Origin of the sequence: Neomoorella stamsii (genome assembly GCF_002995805.1) — a bacterium.
Lineage (GTDB): Bacteria > Bacillota > DSM-521 > Neomoorellales > Neomoorellaceae > Neomoorella > Neomoorella stamsii.
The window spans coordinates 1-18,335 of sequence record NZ_PVXL01000029.1 but is presented as its reverse complement, the minus strand read 5'-3'; the positions used below and the strand labels follow the sequence as shown (position 1 = coordinate 18,335).

The following is an 18,335-nucleotide window of genomic DNA, read 5'->3' as shown; positions in this document are numbered from 1 at the left end:
TTTGTATTGCGACCTCTAGCACGAGCAGTTTACAGCAATTTACCCTCAAAAAATAAATCCCTTAGCTTTTACCTATCGGCGTAGCTAAGGGTTTCCAAGCTCGCATGCTAGCGGTAAAGCAAACCCTGTATATATGGACGGCACATAGGGATGATAAATAGCGGCAATGCCCTATTTACCGGATAATTTCTACTACACCCGTATTGCCATTGACCCTTACCCTATCGCCAGTCTTTATCTTCTGGGTGGCGTTGGAAGTGCCGACTACTGCGGGAATGCCAAATTCCCGTGACACAACAGCCGGATGCGCAAGCACGCCGCCGGCATCAGTTACCAGCCCGGCAATTTTGGTAAATACCGCTACCCAGGCCGGATTGGTCATCTTACAAATTAAAATTTCTCCTTTTTGCACCTGATCAAATTCTGTCGGGGATACGACATACCTGGCAATACCTTCAACTACACCCGGCGAGGCAGGTAACCCCTTAATAATATCTACCACTTCTTCGGCTTTAGCTGCTGCCTTTTCAAACTTCTCGGGGAACCCCCATAAGGTTTTGTATGGTTCCTCATACAAAGACCAGCGGGTTACTGTGCCTACCCAATCTGGCGGATGGATTTTAAAAGCAGCCTCTCTTTCAGCACGCCGGTTCCGTACTAGAGTTTTGACGTCAAAAGCCTGAGGGGTTATAGCTATCTGGCGAAGTTCGTCGTAAGTTAAAAAGATGATATCATCTGCTTTCTCTAATATCCCCGCTTTGACCAGGGCTTTGCCAATATTAATCAAAACCAATCGCATGCGCGCATAGGTGCCCTGGTCAATGTAAAAATGATGGTCCGGTGTCAAGGGCGCCATACGTAAAGCTAAGTCTAGAGCCTTTTGGAGCCTCAACCTGGCTTGTTCGTCTTGAACCCTGGCGAACATGTCTTTGATAGCTTGTTCACGTTCCTGGCAGCATTTATTATAGACAGCATTAAAATCATAGTCTGTTTCCAGATAATTGATTAGCATTTCAATAATTGGTGTTGGGTCTTCGATCCAGGTAGGATAAATATACTCATGGGTATAAATGGCTTTATAGCCATATTCTTTCTGATAAGCCGCCAGATCCTTTAAAAATTCCTGACCGGCTTTAACCTCTTTAAGGGCAGTCATGATTTTATTTGGTTCCTTGAGGTCAAAGAGCTTCTTTAAGTCCGGATTGCTTTTAATCTTTTCCTTCAATTTCCATAACTCTTTAATTGAATCCCAGTTGCGGTCATTGTCAGAAACCAGTATCTTGCCGATGTTATCGGGATCTTCTGCTCCTAATACTTCTTTATAAACAGCTCGAAATTCTAAAAACGCCTGAAACTGGGCTAGATTTAAAATCCAGTGTATTTTGAAATGGCGTTCTTGAATATCCAGTGCTTCTTCCAGGTGAATTAACAACTCAGGGATAGTAGCCTTATCATAGGGATAATTATCCAGGTATTCATTATTTCTCATAATCTCTGGTAAGTAACGTTCTTGCCACCAGTCTAAAAACTTTTCTGCATAGACAGGCATGACCGCGCTATAGTAAGGTGCTATTTTTTGTGCCTCTTCCGATTCCCGTGGTAATACAGCTGTATAAACATAATTATTTATTTTTTTGGCAATCCAGCCTTTTCCAAAAGGTGCACCGAAACGGCGATACATATAAGCGCAAGTGTCACCCCACCAACCGCCAATATCAAAATACATTGGTGAGATCGGATTGGGGCAATGCAAGTCGTCGTAGAACCAATGCAGTTGCTTTTCTGCTTCGTTTTCCCAGGTTATGGGAAACTTCTCGTCACCGAAGTAGGTTCCTAATACTTCTGACATCTGAGTCCCCCCATTTATGCTTTTTTATGAAAGATGCTTTTGCTTCATACCCGATCCTTCGGATTTTAATCCTCTACTTCGTTAAGAATCTCTTCGCTCAATTCTTCAATATGCAGGCGAGCCAAATATTCGGCTTTAGCAGCATCTTTCGCCTCCAGGCTGGCTAAAATAGTGCTGTGGCGATTGGCCAGGTCATATAAGCTGCGTTTGGAAAGTTTAGTAGTGATAACTGTATAACTACTTAGCCGTACTGATTGCCATAGTTTGTACAAGAGTTCGTTACCAGCAATTTGAAATATGGTTTCATGAAATTCAATATCCTTTTCTATGAACCCCTGGACATCCCCCTCTTTCGCCGCTATTAGCATCTCATTTACCAATTCTTTAAGGTGCTCTACCTCCTCTGCTGTTATTTTATTTGCCGCGTCTTTAGCAGCAGCGGCCTCCATCATCCCTCTTACTGCATATGCTTCTAAAAGGTTTTTCCGGGTTAATTTCTTTACAAAGGCCCCTTGAAAAGGGGAAGTCTCTATTAAACCCATCTGTTCTAATTCCCGGATAGCTTCCCGAACAGGAGCCTGGCTTACCCCCAATTCTTTAGCAATCCTGATCTCAACCACCCGTTCTCCGGGTTGCAAACTACCATTTAGGATAAGATTGATTAGGTATTGCTTTATATCTTCCCTTAAAACTCTGCGGCTTAAAATTTTAGAAGATACATTGGTAGTACTTGCTGTCTTTTTCAACTTCGCTCCATCCTTAAGCCTGTAATTATTCGTTTATTAGTTGCTATCGATTAAATATTATCGATAATGCCTATATATAGTATAGCTTCCTGCCGGTACACTGTCAATGGACAATTTTAAGTTTTTTAGGCAGTTTGCCAAAACGTATCCACTCAGCCGTCCTTTCTGAAAGCCCGGCTGCCAGCACCTGTCTGGCGGCCTGATGCCAGTCATAGGCCACCTTGATAAACTCTACCACCACTTGTTCCCTGACATCAAAACAACATAAACAGCATGGGGATCGCCATGTTTAGGCTTACCAACACTGCCGGCATTAATTTATACCATCAATTCATGTAATTCTTGAGCCATTTTTTCAGCTACTGCAGGAGAGTTGATATTGCCAGGCATAATTACTACTTTAATCTCGGGATTTAAAGAAGAAAGTAAAGCATCTATGAGAGCCCGGTCTTCATCAGGCCCATAAAAAGGCTCACCCGGCATATCCATCAGGGAAAACCCTCCCTGGGGTATTACCAAAGTTACGGGCCCGCGGGCACGGTTTATTTTCTCCGCCAGTACCTGACCAATTTTCTTGTTTTCTTCAATATTAGTCCGCATCAATAAAATGGCGGGGTTATGGAGGTGCAACCTGCGGTCTTTGTATTTATCCGGTAACATTTCCGGCGGGCCGAAAGTTACCATGTCCTGTGCTCCCAAGGATATTACCTGGGGTATACCTTTCTTGCCAGCCGCCTCCAATCTATCGGGGCCGGCCGTAAAAGTGCCGTGGAAAAGTTCGTTGGCAATTTCGGTAGTGGTAACATCCAAAACGGCATTAATCACTCCATCCGTTACCAGCTCCTCCAAGGACCTACCCCCGGCGCCGTTAGCATGAAAAACCAGCATTTCGTAACCCCGGGTTTCTAAAATGGCTTTGGCTTGCATAACGCAAGGAGTAGTTACGCCAAACATTGTGGCCCCTATCTTGACCCTGGCGCTGGAAGTGTTAGTAAAATCTATTTCTTTTCCTTTAACCATACCGCATAGTGCCAGGGCTGCATTATATAAAATCTGGCGGGAAAGGGTGTTTAAGCCAGCAATGTCAACTATGGAAGGAAACATAATAATGTCTTTGGAGCCAACATAGGGCCTAGTATTGCCCGAAGCTAAGGTAGATACCATTACTTTAGGTACCCCTAAAGGCAGGGTTTTCATAGCTGTAGTGGCAATACTCGTCCCTCCCGAGCCGCCCAGGCCAATTACTCCCTGGATTTTACCTTCTGAATATAGTTTCTCTAAAATACGCGCGCACCCTAAACCCATAACAGTTACCGCCCGACCGCGATCATTCCAGGATATAATCTGTTGTATGCTTTGCCCGGCAGCCCGGGCTATTTCACAACAGGTGATATCTGCCTCAAACGCGGGCTCCCCTTTAATGCCAGTATCTATAACTACCGGTTTTATACCCTGTTCAGCTATAATGCTTTTGATATATAATGCTTCTTCACCTTTAGTATCCAAGGTTGCAATGATGGCCACGGCAAACATCCTTTATCAACCCTTTCATTTACTAATGTAATTAATGTAATTTGTCATAAATATGTGGGCATTGTTGATCAGGGATGAATTCCCTAGATTTTTCGGGTCCCCCATACTTGACAATTGCAAGAAAAGGGTTTATCTTTATGATAATAAATTATCGATTAACTTTTATCGAAAGTCAAGGGTAAAATTTTTAACCATCAACATTATGCCGGTAAGAAGGAGAGGGATAATGAAGCCGTTCAAAGTAGTTGGTAAGTCTATTATCAGAAAAGATGCCCTCGAAAAAGTTACCGGAAGGGCAATTTATGGTGCCGATATCCAGTTCCCCCACCAGCTTTATGGGGCCGTTTATCGCAGTCCTTTACCCCATGCCCGTATATTAAACATCGATACTACCAAGGCCAGCGCCCTGCCCGGTGTAAGAGCCATAGTCACGGGAAATGATTTCCATAATCGCTTTGGCCAGTTTATTGAAGACCAGCCCTTCTTGGCTTATCAAAAGGTACGTTACGCCGGAGAGCCAGTAGTTGCTATTGCAGCGGAACACCCGGAAATAGCCGCCGAAGCCGTCCAGCTGGTCAAGGTAGATTTTGAACCCCTACCGGCGGTTTTAGATCCCTTCCAGGCTATGGAACCAGGTTCTCCCTTAGTTCACGAAAACTGGAATGAATATAATATTTTGGGTCAGGCCAGACCGGTGCCGGGAACAAACATATGTGATCATTTTACCCTTAGAAAAGGTGATGTTGAGACAGGTTGGAAAGAGTCAGATGTAATCATCGAGAATGAATTTAACTGTTCCATGCTTCAGCATGTAACCCTGGAGACCCATTGTGCCGTTGCCCGCGTTGATGCAGGGGGCTATTTAACTATCTGGACTCCGGCCCAATCACCCTTTATGCTGCGCGAACAATTGGCACGGGCCTTAAATATGTCCATGAACAACATTCGGATTATTTGTACCTGGATAGGAGGCGGTTTTGGCTCTAAATATGAGCTGCGGGCTGAACCAATAGCCGTAACCCTGGCCTTTAAAGCGCAAGGACGGCCAGTAAAGGTAGTTTTCAGTCGCCAGGAAGATTTCGTAAGCAGTGTCGTCCGCGGCCCGGCTCACTTTAAGATCAAGACCGGGGCCAAAAAGGATGGAACCCTGGTAGCGCAAGAAGTTAAAGCTTACTGGGATACGGGCGCTTATGTCACTGTTGGGCCAAGGGTGAATTATAATGCCGGTTTTGCCGCCGCCGGTCCTTACAAAATTCCCCATATAAAAATAGATGGCTATTGTATTTGCACCAATAAACCCGTCGGCAGCGCTTACCGGGGTTTTGGGGTGCCGGAAATAGCCTGGGCCCATGAGAGCCAGATGGATGCCCTGGCGCGGGAATTGAACCTTGACCCACTAGAACTAAGGCTACATAATGCCTTAGAAGAAGGCAGTATCTCCGCTACTGGTGAGCGCCTGTTCAGTGTTGGCCTTAAACCGGCTTTAGAAGCAGCCGGACACCAAATTGACTGGTACAGTAAACCTTTGCGGACAGTTACCCCGGAAGGTAAACTACGTGGTAAAGGAATTGCTTGCTTTTGTAAACTAACAGGTACCCCTTCTACTTCCTCAGCTATAATCAGGTTAAATGAAGACGGGTCAGTAACAGTTTTGCAGGGTGGGATGGAGTTAGGCCAGGGGGTTAATACCGTCATCGCCCAGATCGTTGCCGAAGAACTCGGCATCTCTGTTAATAAAGTTTCACTGGCCCCTGTAGATACGGCCTTTACCCCCTATGATAAAACTACTACTTCCAGCCGTTTGACCTTCCACATCGGTAACGCTGTTTTACTAGCAGCACGCGATATCAAAGAGCAATTAAAAGTTCTTGCTGCCAGAGCCTGGCATGTTCCTCCCGAAAGAGTTGTCATCAAGGATGGTTTAATCCTTGAACAAACGACAAATGGCACAGGCCGGGTAATTTCCCTGGAACAAATTAGTAAAAGTGGAATTTTAAAAGAACAACCACCGGTAATAGGCCATGGCTCTTATTCGACCTCGGATATCTTCGATCCCCCGGATGTTGAAACACGGCAATCCAGCCGGCCAACCGTTTTCTGGATGTACGGGGCCCAAGCTGCCGAAGTAGAAATCGATCCGGAAACGGGCAAGGTTAAAGTCCTGAAGATATCCGCGGCCCATGATGTCGGCCGGGCCATTAACCCCGATGCCTGCCGGCAACAAATTGAAGGAGCCATTATTATGGGTCTGGGCCATGCGCTATTAGAAGAAATGATCCTAGAACAAGGGATAGTAAAAAACGCGAGCATGGTAGATTACAAAATACCGACGGCAGCAGATGCTACCGTGGAAACAGCTGTCTCACTGATAGAGTCCAATCATCCGGAAGGGCCCTTTGGCGCTAAAGGTATTGGTGAGCCCGGTCTAGCCCCGACGGCAGCTGCCATCGGTAATGCCGTCAATAACGCCCTCGGGGCCCGTCTTAACAGCCTGCCTCTTAAACCCGAAAATATTCTGGCGGCTCTTAAAAGTAAGGGTCGTATGGGGGTGGAAAGGTAGATGTTACCCCAGTTTGAGCTTTTAAAACCGACCAGCCTGGAGGAAGCATGCCAGCTCGGTTATAATCTCGGCAATCGGGCGCGATTCTACGCTGGCGGTACCGATGTCCTTGTCGAGATGCACAAAGGGCAAAGTAAACCTGGATATCTTATTGATATTAAAGGTTTGGATGAATTGAAAGGAATCCATTACTCGCCGGAAAAAGGGTTAAAAATAGGAGCCCTGACCACCCATCATGAGTTAGAAGTAATGCCCTTGATTAAAGAAAAATACCCCGTCCTTTTAGATGGTATAAGCCGCATTGGCTCGGTACAAATTCGCCAGCGCGGTACCATTGGTGGCAATATTTGTACGGCTCTGCCTTCAGCAGATAGCGTGGCTCCCCTGCTGGTTTTAGATGCCAGAGTAACAATCAGGGGTCTGGCAGGCCAGCGAGAAGTGCCATTAGAAAATTTTTTTGAAGCTCCCAGACAAACCGTCCTGGCACAGGGTGAACTCCTCTCCTATATCCTGGTGCCGCCAGCTACCAGGTACAGCGGTGCTGCCTATCTAAAATTTACCCGGCGCAAAGCCATGGACCTGGCGCTGCTGGGAGTAGCTGTTTATCTGGAATGCGAACCAGATCTCGTTAGGTGTCAGCAGGTCCGCATCGCTTTGACTACGGCAGGACCTACGCCCCTACGGGCCAGGCAGGCAGAAAGCTATCTTAAAGGTAAAGATATAACTGATAGCGTTTTGCAGCAAGCAGGGGTAATTGCTGCGGCAGAAGCAAAACCGCGTACGAGCTGGCGTTCAACAGCCGAATACCGGCAGGAGCTTTTAAAGGTTTTGCTTCACCGGGCAGCGCAAATAGCTTATGCCAGGTTAAAAAGTGAGGGGTAATAACTAATGAAGGAAAGTACCATATCCTTAAAAGTCAATGGTGACAGTTATACCCTCCGAGTTCCCGTTAATCGGACCCTGTTGCAGGTCATCAGAGAAGATCTGGGCCTTACGGGCACTAAAGAGGGTTGTTGTGAAGGAGAATGCGGGGCCTGCACTATCCTCCTTGATGGACGTCCGGTTAATTCCTGCCTGGTCCTGGCTGTAGAAGCAGATGGTCATGAAATAACTACAGTGGAAGGATTGAGTAGCGAGGGAGTCTTACATCCCTTACAGCAAGTCTTTATTGAGGAGGGGGCGATACAATGCGGTTTTTGTACACCGGGAATGCTTATGGCTGCCTTAGGGCTGTTAAATGAAAATCCGTCCCCTACAGAAGAAGAGATTCTTAAGGGTATAGAGGGTAATTTATGTCGCTGTACCGGGTATACACGTATCATCAAAGCAATAAAGAAGGCATCAGAAATAGTGGCCCAGGAGAAGCAATAGCATCGGGCCAGGCAAGTACCTGTCACCAGGGTACAGCGTTATTAGCCCGTGCGTTAAATTTTCAGTGCTTGAATGATAAAACCGCCCTACTGGGGCGGTTTAATGTTGATGCGCTTGTTAAAATCGTAGAAGTCAACCGTCATGGTCAGTTTGTCCTGGGGGCGCTGGCGGTGGGCGGCTTCGAGGGAAACTTTGCGGATGTAGTTACTGCCCCGTTCCACCCAGAACTGGTAGTAAAGATCCTGCCAGTAGCTGTTGAGGAACTGGTTGTTGACCTGCGGCCGGCAGGTGAGGAGGTAGGGCCTCCCCGGCACCTTTTTCTGGCGGCCCAAAAACTTCAAATCATCCACCCCGGTAATTTTTAAAATGGATAGGGGATTGATTTCAGCCATATACTTTTCCTGCTCCAGGGGGTTGTTGCCAGGGGTGACCATCCAGCGTTTGGAGGTCGGGTCGCGAAAATAAGTGGTATCTTTGACCTGGTAGATTTCCACCGGCTGGCCGGTCATTTGGCCCTTTAAATACAGGCTGCCGTCACCGGCCCGCTCCCCGTCCAGGCTGCTTAAGCCTATTTTATTTCCCCCGGTAATCAGGCTGGCCTCGACGTGGAAACGGTAGCTGGTTGCCTGGTTGGTAGTATCAAGGGCCTGGACGATAAGTTCCTGGGGTTCGACCTTTATCTCCCGCAGGTAATAAGAATAAAACCAGCCGCCAGCCAGGGCCAGCACTAGCGCTACGGGTAAAATAACCTGCCAGCGTAAAAATCTACAGGCCAAGCAAACCACCTCTCCCGCCAGGTTCTACCTTCAAGTTGTACGAGGGTAGGGCCACCCTTTCGCCATCCGGGTTAGTGCCTGCCCGGATCCTTATTTAATGGTATGCCGGGCGGGAAAAAATATGCCAGGCCTTCTGGTAAAGGGTGCAAAATATAGGGTAAATTTAATAAGCACCATATTTGGCTACCGCCTGGTAAAGGGCCAGGACATTCCGGGGTGGCAGGTCAGCGCCCAAGATACCGCTGGAGGTGGAAAAGATATACCCACCGCCGGGCGCCGCCGCTAGCAGGAGCTGCTCTACTGCCGCCGTAATGGTTTCTGGCGTACCTGTAGCCAGGAGGTTTAAGTCGAAATTGCCCATTAAGCACAGGCACCCGCCGTATTTCTTCTTAATGGCGCCAATGTCCATGCCGGCGGCCGGTTCCAGGCACTGGATGCCGTCCAGGGGTAAAGCTGCCAGGTCAGGTAAAATGGCCTGCAAGTTACCGTCGGAGTGGTAAAGGACCGGAACGCCCATGGCTTTAATGGCCTCTACCTGGCGGCGCAAAAGGGGCAAAAAGATTTCCCGCCACAGGTCGGGGTGAATGTAGGTCCCCCGCTCATAGGCAATGTCGTCGCCGATGAGCAGGCCATGGGCCCCGGCCTGGACGCAGAGGCGGGCCAGCTCCAGGTTAAAGTCGACTACAGCCGCGGCCAGGTCGCTGATGGCTCCCTCCCGGCCGGCCACCGCCAGGAGAAAATCCGTAAAATCAAAAAGCTTATTGGTTCCCTGGAAAGGGCCGTCTACAAAGGCAAAAATGAAGAAATCCGTTTCCTCCCGCCAGCGCCGTAAGGAACGCAGGTCGAAGGCGCTCGCATCAGGCAGGCGGTAACTGGCTGCTTCCTTGACGGCGGGGATGGCCGGGGCCTGGACGGTAGTCAGGCCCCTCTGCCGCCGCAGCCGCCGGCCCCAGATATCCTGGTAGCAGTCATTTCCCTCTTCTTTTAATGGCGCCTGGGGAGTAACAGCCAGGAGGTCCATCCCCAGGAGTTCCCGGGCAGCCACTTCCTCAGCAAAACCCGCCGGTCCTTCCCGGCCCAGCAGGGCCGCCACCAGCCCCGGTTCCAGCTCAAATTCTCCCGCCGGCACCCGGTCGGGCCGGCCCCGGGCCAGGGCCACCTGCACCCGTTCAACATGGTTCACGATCCTTCGCCTCCTACGGCAACATCAGGGAATTAACAAACACATTCTGAAAGGACGGCCGGGTCATGAGTTCGATATAGCCCACCTGGCGGGCTATTGTTTCTCCCCGCTGCCTTTCGTCCATGGAAAGGAGGGCCAGCCGCGCCCCGGTGCCGGCAGCGTTGCCCACCTGGCGGAAGGCGGCCAGGGGAAGTTTGGGGAACATGCCGATGGTAATGGCGCTTTCCAGCTTCAGGTGGGTACCAAAGGCCCCGGCGACCACAACTTCTTCCAGGTCGGCCACCGTGAGGCCCGCTGCCTCCAGGAGGAGTAGGGTACCGCTGGCGATGGCTGCTTTGGCCAGCTGGATCTCGCTGATGTCCTTCTGGGTTACTACCAGGTCGCTGTCAATGCCGGTTTCCTCAGCCGGTACCAGCAGGAATTCCGCTGGGCCACCCCCGGCAGGTCGCCTTACCCGGGGATGATTTAAATCTAACCGGCCGCTGGCGTTGAGGACGCCGGTACGGTAAAGCTCGGCCACGGCGTCGAGGATGCCGGAACCGCAGATACCCAGAGGTGGTACACCGCCAATGCTCTCCCAGTAGACCTCCCGGCCGTCGTCACTGAGCCGGACGGCGGCGATGGCCCCGGTAATGGCGCGCATCCCCTGGGCGATGTGGGCGCCTTCAAAGGCCGGCCCCGAAGCGCAGGAGCAGGAAAGCATTTTACCACCATAACTTAAAACAATTTCCGTATTGGTACCGATATCCAGGCCCAGGGTGACTTTGCGGGCCTCGTCAAGGCGGCTGCCCAGGATCATGGCCACATGGTCGCCGCCGACAAAGCCGGCAATTACCGGCTGGAGGTAGACATAGGCTCCCGGGCTGAAGTTTAAACCCAGGCGCCGGGCTTTTACCTCCACCGGTGTAGTCAGAGCCGGGACGTAGGGGGCCCGGGCCAGCTGGGCCACCGGCAGGTGCAACAACAGGTGGTGCATGGCGGTGTTGCCCACGATGACGGCTTCTTCAATGTCTGTCGTAGTTACGCCGGCCTTCTCAGCCAGGGTGGCGGCCAGGCGGTTCAGCCCCTCGATTGCTACTTCCTGGAGGCGCCGGTATTCGGCTTCTCCCTCCAGGGCATAGCCCAGGCGGGCCATGACATCTTCGCCGTAGGCGATCTGGGGGTTCATGATCCCATCGGCAGACAGGGTAGCCCCCGTTTCCAGATTTATCAGGAAACCGGCCACCTTGGTGGTCCCCAGGTCGACGGCCAGGCCCACCGGCGGCGGCGCCGGCCGGCCGGCATAAATGTTGATCACCTCTGAACCGCGTACCGTAACCACGCCGGTGCCGTCGGCCGCCAGGGGCTCTGTCGCTAAAGCCAGGTTAAAATCTACTTCCGGGCGGTCCAGGCCGTAAGTGGCCTCCAGTTCGCCAGCCACCTGCTGCCAGAGGGGCCGGGGGTTCTCAATGGTCGTCCTGGTTAAAGGCAGGTTATACCTTTTAACCGGCGCTTCCGGGACTACTGCGACGTCCAGCCCTTCCACCTGAAGTTTCTGAACGCCGAGCATGGATTCCGGGGGGATTTCCACTTTCAGCGGTCCCTGGATGACTGCCTGGCAGGCCAGGCGATAACCCTGTTCCAGTTGCTCCTGCTTCAAGAAACGCCTTTCCGCCGGCGTCGGCTCCCCGGCGTCGCCGGCGGCTACCCGCACCCGGCAACGGCCGCACAGGCCCCTGCCGCCGCAAGGTGCCGTCAAGCCCCCCGCTCCCAGGGCCAGCCCTAGTTGCTGGGCCGCGGCTAAAATAGTCTGGCCAGCTGCAACCTGAGCGCGCCGGCCCACCGGCTGGAAATCAACTAGCACTTCCTTCAAACTTAGCACCCCCTATTTTGCGGAACACGCTGGGCGTGTACCCTTCCTGCTTTTTAAATACCTGGCTGAAATAACGGGCGTCGTGATAACCGACCCGTTCGGCTATTGCCGCCACCGGCAGGTTGGTATTCAGCAGCAATTCCTTAGCTGCTCTAAGGCGTACCCTGGTCAGGTAATCAATGAAGTTCTGGCCCTTAACCTGCTTAAAGAGGCGGCTGAAATAACAGGGACTTAAATATACCTGCTGGGCGACTTCTTCCAGGGTGAGATCCTGGCTGAAGTTGGCTTCGATAAACTTGCTGGCCCGGTCAATAAGGGAAGAATTGCGTTGTTCCCGGCTGGCTGCTACCTGATCTGCCAGGTCCATCAGGCGCGCCAGGATGCGCTCCCGCATAGCCGCCAGGTTATCCAGGTTTAAAAATTCGCTGCTACCGGCCAGGGTGAGGTTGGAAACGGCCTCCGGGTCGGCTCCGCCTTCCAGGGCGGCATTGGCTGCCAGGGCCACCAGTTCCAGGAGTTTCATCTTTAACAGGGCCGGGCGCCTTTCCTGTTCCTCCTGCACCGGCAGGGAGCGGCCTGCCCTGGACCGGGTGGTTACGTCGTCAGCATGGATAACCTGGTCGCCGCCATAAAGCAGGCGGAATTCAGCTGCCGCCGCCGCTTCGGCATAGGAGCGGGCCAGGTCGGTAACCCGTTCAGCCAGGCGGCCAATACCCACCGTCACGGTCACTTCCGTGTCCTGGCGCACCTGGCGGCAGATGGCCTCGCCCAGCTGGATGGCGGCCCGGCGGGGGTCACGTTCCTTTCCCAGGTGATCGAGGGGCAGGAGAACGGCAAATTCGTCCCTGGTGACAGGTGCTACCAGGGTTCCCGGCCAGCCGGCCGTTGCTTTTTCAATACTCTCCTTTACCCGCTGCTTTAAAAGCTGCCGTTCGATTTCCGTCCCTTCCCGGGCAATGTTAGCAAAATTATCAATATCTACCAACAGGGCCAACCGCGGCAGGGAGGTGATCCCCAGGAAAAGGGCGCGGCTCTCGGCCTCGGCTCCTGCTATATTCCCATTGATCAGGTCCATAATAAAGCCCAGGCGGATCAGGGGCTTCATTTCTTCCAGGGCCTCTTTGAGCCGGGCCGTTTCCTGCTGGCGCCGGCGGGTTGCAGAAATATCGGCAGCCAGTTCATCCAGGAGCTTGATCATTTCTTCCCCGTCTACCGGCTTTAATAAATATTTCGAGGCGCCCAGGGAGACTGCTTCGCGGGCGTAATCAAATTCGCCATAGGCGGAGACAAAGATAAGCCTGGTTTCGGGAAGAAGTGACCGTATCTCCCGCCCGGCAGTGAGGCCGTCCATGACGGGCATCTTAATGTCAAGGAAGACAATATCCGGCCGCAAAGTTGCTGCCAGGTTTACAGCCTCCATACCATTACCTGCTTCAGCAGCCACCTGGTAGTGGGGCCGTTCCCTGGCCAGCAAAAAACGCATGGCCTGCCGCTCCAGGGGTTCGTCGTCAACAAGCAGGATCTTGATTTCCGTGGACAAAACCGGATATAGCCCCCTTCATAAATACTACGTTACTCTTTAGTATAGGGAAAAGTGAGCTGAATGCAAGTCCCTTTTCCCGGCGTGCTGGTCACATCCAGGGCACAGTTGCTGCCAAATTGATGCTGCAGGCGCCGGTAAACATTGACAATCCCCAGCCCGCTGACCTGGCCCTTGCTGCCACCCCGTACTTGGAGGTCAAAAATGGCCTTCTGGACCTCAGGTGGGATGCCAATGCCGTCATCCTTTATTTCTATATGCACCTGGTCCCCCACCCGGCGGCCGGAAACGGTAATTCTCCCGCCCTCCTCCCTGGGCTCCAGGCCGTGGATGACAGCGTTTTCTACCAGGGGCTGCAGGACCATGCAGGGTACGCGAGCATCTAGCACAGCTTCCTCTACCAGTACCTGGCTCCGGACCCGGTCTGGAAAACGCGTCTCCTGGATATAGAGGTAGTCGCGCACGGCAGCTATCTCCTCGGCTAGGGTCACAGTTTCTTTGACCTGGTAGAGGCTGTAGCGCATGAGACGGGCCAGGGCGCGCACCATTTTTTCGGTAGTTGCCGCTCCCTCAAAGAGGGCCAGGCGGGCGATGGTATTTAAAGAGTTAAACAAGAAATGGGGATTGACCTGGGACTGGAGGACTTTGAGTTCGGCATCTTTCAGGGCCTGCTCCAGCTGGTGCTGCCTTTTCAGGAAGTGGATAAAGCTCGCGCGCTGCTCCTCCAGTTCTTTATTGACCAGTAAAACGGCGTTGAGCTGCATGATCTGCCCGGACACAAAGGAGAGGAGGCCGCAGACGGCTTCCAAATCCTTTATGGACAGCACCGGTACGGCCGCCTGCAATTGCGCCGGGGCGGGATCGCCCTCTAAAAGGCAGTGGCCGCAGAGGACGGCTCCCACCGTACCGTCTTCACCCGCCAGGGGATAGGATATTTCCACCAGGCCGGCATGGCAGCGGTAAATAAACGCCTCTTTAAAATTACCCGCCAGGGTGGTAACATCAATGTCTTTTGCCGGGTTGCCCTGGAGTAAATGGCAATGCCGGGAGCATTCCAGGAAGCCTCCCAGGGGGGTCAAAGGATTACCGGCGGCATCCACCATGACCAGGTGCAGCCCGGTCATACGGGTAAAGGCCAGCTGCAGGTCTTCCAGGGAACCTTCCCCAAAGAATAAATCCAGGGTAGCCGGGGCCAGGACCGCCTGGCGTTTCTGGCCGGCGCCAATCAGGTCTTTAATCAGCTGGACGGCGGCGGTGGCATCGGGCGCGTAGCCATCAGCCCCCATTTTGGCAGCAATAGTCTCATTCAGCGGCGTACCGCCCACCACCACTTTAACCTTGCCACGCCAGCCGGCTTCTTGCAGGGCGGCAATGGTTTCGCCCATGGCTCCCCGGGTAGAGGAAAGGAGGGCTGACAGGCACAGGACGTCAGGACGGTATTTAATTACCGCCTCGACAAAGGTACTGGGAGCGACATTGACGCCCAGGTCAATTACCTCAAAACCCGAGGCTTCGAGCATTATCCCCAGTAAATTTTTACCGATATCATGGATGTCTCCCTGAACGGTACCGATTATGGCCCGCCCCACCGGTTGAACCTGGCCGGCCAGCATAAAAGGCTTGATCTCCTTCAAACCGGTGTGCATGGCCCGGGCGGTAATAATCAGGTCGGTGACGTAAATCTCATTGCGTTCAAACCTTTCCCCCACCACATCCATGGCTGCCACAAAGCCGTCGGTAATAATTCGGGCAGGATCTACCCCGGCGGCCAGGGCCTTCTTAACTTCTTCCCGTACTTGGACGGCATTGCCGTTGATTACAGCCTGGATTAAATTTTCCAGGAAAAAAGGCATATTTTTCCTCCTAATGAAAACGGCCGCAGCAGGGAACCTCCCTGCCTGCGGCCGGATTTACTCTAAGCTTAAGCTTTAATTTTCCCGGCGCGGGCGGCGGCAATATACTCCAGGCAGTATTCATCCTGGCCGGCCAGGGCTGTAGCCGCTCGCAAAAGGCCCATCAGGGGCATATCCAGGGGGTCAAGGATAAAGGCATCCATCCCCCGGGTCAGGCACATGACCATAAAGGCCCGGTTTAACAGCCGGCGCTCTGGTAAGCCATAAGAAACATTGGATAGGCCGCAGATAGTATGAACTTTGGGGTACTTTTCCTTTAAAGCCGCCACCGATTCTAAAGCTTCGACGCCGTACTGGCTGTTAACCCCCAGGGGCTTAATCAGGGGATCCAGGTAAATATCATCTTCTGGTATCCCAGCTTCCACCAGCCCCGGTACCAGCCTGCCGGCTACCCGCAAGCGGTCCGCCACCGACTCCGGCATGCCGCCGTCGTCCATGCAGAGGGCAATGACCTTAGCTTTATATTTCTGCACCAGGGGCAAAACTTCCTCCCAGCGCTGCTTCTCCGCAGTGATGGAATTGATCATGGCCTGGCCTTTATGGGCCGCCAGGCCGGCGGCCAGGGCTTCGGCGCTGGGACTATCGATACACAAGGGCACGTCAACGACTTCCTGGACGATATGCACCAGCCATTCCATGACCTTATCTTCTTCGCCGATGCTTGTCCCGCAGTTGACGTCAATAATATGCGCGCCGGCCTCAACTTGCTTTCTGGCCAGGTCCTGGATATATTCCTTATCGCGTTCGGCTATGGCCCGGGCAATGGCCTTGCGGCTGGAATTTATCAGCTCACCGACTACCAGCATCCCCCGGCCTCCCTACGAAGCCAGCAGCTGGCGGGCGAGATCTACGGCTGAGGCAGCATCGGGAGCATAGCCGTCGGCACCGATTTCATCGGCAAATTTCTGGGTAACCGGGGCGCCGCCGACCATGATCTTGATTTTATCGCGGTAAGCTGCCAGGCCCTCGACAGTTTTCTTCATCTGCATCATGGTGGAGGTCAACAGGGCCGAAATGCCGACCAGCTGGGGCTTGTGCTCTTCTACCGCCTGGACAAATTTTTCTACCGGTACGTCAATACCCAGGTCAATTACCTTGAAGCCGGCTCCTTCCATCATCATAATGACCAGGTTCTTGCCGATGTCGTGGAGGTCGCCTTTGACGGTGCCAATGACTAGGGTGCCCTTATCCTCCATGGCGCCACCGGCCAGCAGGGGCTTGACCACATCCATGCCAGCATGCATGGCCCGGGCCGCCACCAGGACCTCAGGTACGTAAACTTCATTGTTCTTAAACTTGACGCCAATGATATTCATAGCTGCAATCAGGCCGTCGTTAATAATGGTGGTGGGGGCGATGCCCTCATCCAGGGCCTTCTGGGTCAGCTCCTTGACCTTGTTGGCATTGCCGGCCATCAAGGCTTCTTTAATTTCCTCCAGGACTGCCACTTTACCTTGCCTCCTTGAAATATTAATGTTAGTTCATTTTTAAGTCTATTTTAAGATTACTTGCGCTGCAAGGCTAAATTCTTGCCAAAGGTTTGTTTTCTTGCCCTTGGAGGAAATTACCTGAATGCCTTTCCCGGTCGGGAGCAGCCTGGATTTCTGCAGTCCCTTTCCCGCGCCCTTAAGGCGAAACCTCCCGGCGATACTTTGCGCAGCCGCAAAACCCTGGAGGCAGCCTTAGAAAAGTTGGAAAAACGTTTTGGCCTGCGCCGGGTGATTATCGTCGCCGACCGGGGGATCAACAGCAAGCTCAATTTAAAGCGCATAGTGGAACGGGGCTACAGCTACATCTTTGCCGCCCGCATCAAGAGCATGAAGAAAGAGATTACCGATGTGATATTAGACGAAAACGGTTACCAGGAAATAACTAATGGCCAAGAAGTTATCTGCTACAAAGTTATCGAGTACATAAACGAATTCACCGCTGAAGGGAAAAAGTACCAGTTACCTGAGAAACTAATCATCACCTATTCCAGCCGGCGGGCGGAAAAAGATTGGGCCGACCGGGAAAGGTTAATTGAAAAAGCCCAAACCCTTTTAGAAAGCAAGGGCCAAAATCCAAGCCAGCAACAAACGCGGCGGTAAGAAATACCTCAAAGAAGTAGATTGTACTGGGACATGGGTACTGGACGAAGAAGTCATTGCCAGGGCCAAACAGTTTGACGGTTATTACGGCATCCAGACTAGCGAGAAAGAAATGAGTGCCAAGGAGATTCTGGATGCTTACCAGCGAAGATCACCTGGCTTTGGAGCCATGGTTGGTAGCCCATTACCTGGAGGACGGGCGTGCTGAACCACTACGGGCCCAGTTTAGCCTCACGGTGGTTTTTTGGTATACCGTTCTGGCCTTAGCCTGGTCCCTTGCCTGGGGGTCACCATCGTCGGAGTGATCGTTTTTGTCCTCCGTTTTTGTTATAGCTTCCAGCTCTTTCTTCAGTTGTTTTACCGGGTGCTGCTATTGCGCTATTACTGTGTCCCCACCTCGGCCATGATGCGCATCACCGGTCACAGCCAAAGCTTGCTGGAGGAGCACCTGGCCCTGGTGGAAAAGCACTTCCCTGACGAGGAGCCACTGGTCAGTTACATCAGTAACAGGGGTATCAAGCTGAAAAAGAGCAGTTAAGGATTAATGGGGTTATCTCATCTTGCTTTTTGAGACCTTCAAGAACGGGAAATCGCTCTTCGCTTTGACCTGACTAATGAGTCCTGGCTCGCCAAAACCCACTTACGAAAGCGTGGTGTGCAGATGCCTGCTAATGTATCAGATAGCGGTTGACAAGGAAAAAGAAAATTTGCTTTTGTTTGGAACGAACGAGCTTCTACGAAGCAGCTAAATTACCCACTACTTAACCTGTCGCGAGCGAGGTTTATGCTTTACCAAAGGAACAGGCCGGGTAGCGGCAGTCGGGGCAGCCCTGGCAGAGGCCACCGGCTGCCAGCCCGGCTATATCTTTACGCTGCAACCGTTCTCCCGTTAAAACCCGTGGCAGGACCAGGTCAAAAATGG

Annotated in this window: 16 protein-coding genes and 1 pseudogene; 6 read left to right on the top strand and 11 right to left on the bottom strand. The window is 52.2% G+C overall.

Translation table 11 applies throughout. From position 1 onward, the window contains the following. Positions 1 to 175 precede the first annotated feature (175 nt). The 4 genes from MOST_RS05015 to MOST_RS05005 form a co-directional block, all read right to left on the bottom strand. Positions 176 to 1,849, bottom strand: coding sequence for a PEP-utilizing enzyme (locus MOST_RS05015; protein ID WP_054938026.1), 1,674 nt, complete (start codon positions 1,847 to 1,849; stop codon positions 176 to 178). A 65-nt stretch (positions 1,850 to 1,914) separates the two neighbouring features. Beyond that, positions 1,915 to 2,595: a GntR family transcriptional regulator gene (locus MOST_RS05010; protein WP_054938027.1), complete on the bottom strand. Its 681-nt coding sequence runs from the start codon at positions 2,593 to 2,595 to the stop codon at positions 1,915 to 1,917. A gap of 103 nt (positions 2,596 to 2,698) precedes the next feature. Then, entirely contained in the window at positions 2,699 to 2,836 is a 138-nt protein-coding gene (locus MOST_RS17180; protein WP_157049510.1) for a hypothetical protein, read from the bottom strand. A gap of 77 nt (positions 2,837 to 2,913) precedes the next feature. Beyond that, positions 2,914 to 4,128, bottom strand: coding sequence for a Tm-1-like ATP-binding domain-containing protein (locus MOST_RS05005; protein WP_054938028.1), 1,215 nt, complete (start codon positions 4,126 to 4,128; stop codon positions 2,914 to 2,916). Positions 4,129 to 4,354: 226 nt separating this feature from the next. On the opposite strand from MOST_RS05005, the gene MOST_RS05000 reads away from it, so the two are divergent. From MOST_RS05000 to MOST_RS04990, 3 genes are read left to right on the top strand one after another with little or no spacing between them, the layout of a single operon-like run. Continuing rightward, on the top strand, positions 4,355 to 6,688 hold the full coding sequence (locus MOST_RS05000; RefSeq protein WP_054938029.1) for a xanthine dehydrogenase family protein molybdopterin-binding subunit: 2,334 nt from the start codon (positions 4,355 to 4,357) through the stop codon (positions 6,686 to 6,688). Next, positions 6,689 to 7,570, top strand: coding sequence for an FAD binding domain-containing protein (locus MOST_RS04995; RefSeq protein WP_054938030.1), 882 nt, complete (start codon positions 6,689 to 6,691; stop codon positions 7,568 to 7,570). A 6-nt stretch (positions 7,571 to 7,576) separates the two neighbouring features. Next, positions 7,577 to 8,059: a (2Fe-2S)-binding protein gene (locus MOST_RS04990; protein WP_054938031.1), complete on the top strand. Its 483-nt coding sequence runs from the start codon at positions 7,577 to 7,579 to the stop codon at positions 8,057 to 8,059. 86 nt (positions 8,060 to 8,145) lie between these two features. Here MOST_RS04990 and MOST_RS04985 read toward each other — a convergent pair whose 3' ends face one another. The 7 genes from MOST_RS04985 to MOST_RS04955 all read right to left on the bottom strand — a co-directional run bounded on the left by MOST_RS04985 (position 8,146) and on the right by MOST_RS04955 (position 16,771). Then, complete coding sequence (locus MOST_RS04985) at positions 8,146 to 8,835, bottom strand: hypothetical protein (RefSeq protein WP_054938032.1); 690 nt, start codon at positions 8,833 to 8,835, stop codon at positions 8,146 to 8,148. A gap of 163 nt (positions 8,836 to 8,998) precedes the next feature. After that, complete coding sequence (locus tag MOST_RS04980; RefSeq protein ID WP_054938033.1) at positions 8,999 to 10,018, bottom strand: uroporphyrinogen decarboxylase family protein; 1,020 nt, start codon at positions 10,016 to 10,018, stop codon at positions 8,999 to 9,001. A gap of 13 nt (positions 10,019 to 10,031) precedes the next feature. Further along, positions 10,032 to 11,861, bottom strand: coding sequence for an ASKHA domain-containing protein (locus tag MOST_RS04975; protein ID WP_244267263.1), 1,830 nt, complete (start codon positions 11,859 to 11,861; stop codon positions 10,032 to 10,034). Further along, the gene (locus tag MOST_RS04970; RefSeq protein ID WP_106007049.1) at positions 11,851 to 13,410 is read right to left on the bottom strand and encodes a response regulator; all 1,560 of its coding nucleotides are present in this window, start codon (positions 13,408 to 13,410) and stop codon (positions 11,851 to 11,853) included. The genes MOST_RS04975 and MOST_RS04970 overlap by 11 nt, the downstream gene beginning before the upstream one ends. Positions 13,411 to 13,442: 32 nt before the next feature. Further along, the gene (locus MOST_RS04965; protein WP_083476817.1) at positions 13,443 to 15,263 is read right to left on the bottom strand and encodes a histidine kinase; all 1,821 of its coding nucleotides are present in this window, start codon (positions 15,261 to 15,263) and stop codon (positions 13,443 to 13,445) included. A gap of 68 nt (positions 15,264 to 15,331) precedes the next feature. After that, positions 15,332 to 16,129, bottom strand: coding sequence for a methyltetrahydrofolate cobalamin methyltransferase (locus MOST_RS04960; RefSeq protein WP_054938036.1), 798 nt, complete (start codon positions 16,127 to 16,129; stop codon positions 15,332 to 15,334). A 12-nt stretch (positions 16,130 to 16,141) separates the two neighbouring features. After that, on the bottom strand, positions 16,142 to 16,771 hold the full coding sequence (locus MOST_RS04955; RefSeq protein WP_054938037.1) for a cobalamin B12-binding domain-containing protein: 630 nt from the start codon (positions 16,769 to 16,771) through the stop codon (positions 16,142 to 16,144). Positions 16,772 to 16,981: 210 nt separating this feature from the next. On the opposite strand from MOST_RS04955, the pseudogene MOST_RS04950 reads away from it, so the two are divergent. The 3 genes and pseudogenes from MOST_RS04950 to MOST_RS04945 form a co-directional block, all read left to right on the top strand. Beyond that, positions 16,982 to 17,555, top strand: a pseudogene (locus tag MOST_RS04950) (IS1634 family transposase); the annotation flags it as partial. Further along, complete coding sequence (locus tag MOST_RS17485) at positions 17,548 to 17,718, top strand: hypothetical protein (protein WP_170067049.1); 171 nt, start codon at positions 17,548 to 17,550, stop codon at positions 17,716 to 17,718. The pseudogene MOST_RS04950 and the gene MOST_RS17485, both read left to right, overlap by 8 nt. Beyond that, positions 17,715 to 17,951 carry a hypothetical protein gene (locus tag MOST_RS04945; protein ID WP_054938039.1) on the top strand — a complete coding sequence of 79 codons (237 nt, stop codon included), beginning with the start codon at positions 17,715 to 17,717 and terminating at the stop codon, positions 17,949 to 17,951. Before MOST_RS17485 ends, MOST_RS04945 begins: the two co-directional genes overlap by 4 nt. The last annotated feature ends 384 nt before the right edge of the window (positions 17,952 to 18,335 follow it).

Bases quoted from the DNA above. Each gene is read 5' to 3' on its own strand.
- MOST_RS05015 (WP_054938026.1), bottom strand. From the start codon at position 1,849: ATGTCAGAAGTATTAGGAACCTACTTCGGTGACGAGAAGTTTCCCATA.
- MOST_RS05005 (WP_054938028.1), bottom strand. From the start codon at position 4,128: ATGTTTGCCGTGGCCATCATTGCAACCTTGGATACTAAAGGTGAAGAA.
- MOST_RS05000 (WP_054938029.1), top strand. From the start codon at position 4,355: ATGAAGCCGTTCAAAGTAGTTGGTAAGTCTATTATCAGAAAAGATGCC.
- MOST_RS04995 (WP_054938030.1), top strand. From the start codon at position 6,689: ATGTTACCCCAGTTTGAGCTTTTAAAACCGACCAGCCTGGAGGAAGCA.
- MOST_RS04990 (WP_054938031.1), top strand. From the start codon at position 7,577: ATGAAGGAAAGTACCATATCCTTAAAAGTCAATGGTGACAGTTATACC.
- MOST_RS04965 (WP_083476817.1), bottom strand. From the start codon at position 15,263: ATGCCTTTTTTCCTGGAAAATTTAATCCAGGCTGTAATCAACGGCAAT.
- MOST_RS04960 (WP_054938036.1), bottom strand. From the start codon at position 16,129: ATGCTGGTAGTCGGTGAGCTGATAAATTCCAGCCGCAAGGCCATTGCC.
- MOST_RS17485 (WP_170067049.1), top strand. From the start codon at position 17,548: ATGCTTACCAGCGAAGATCACCTGGCTTTGGAGCCATGGTTGGTAGCC.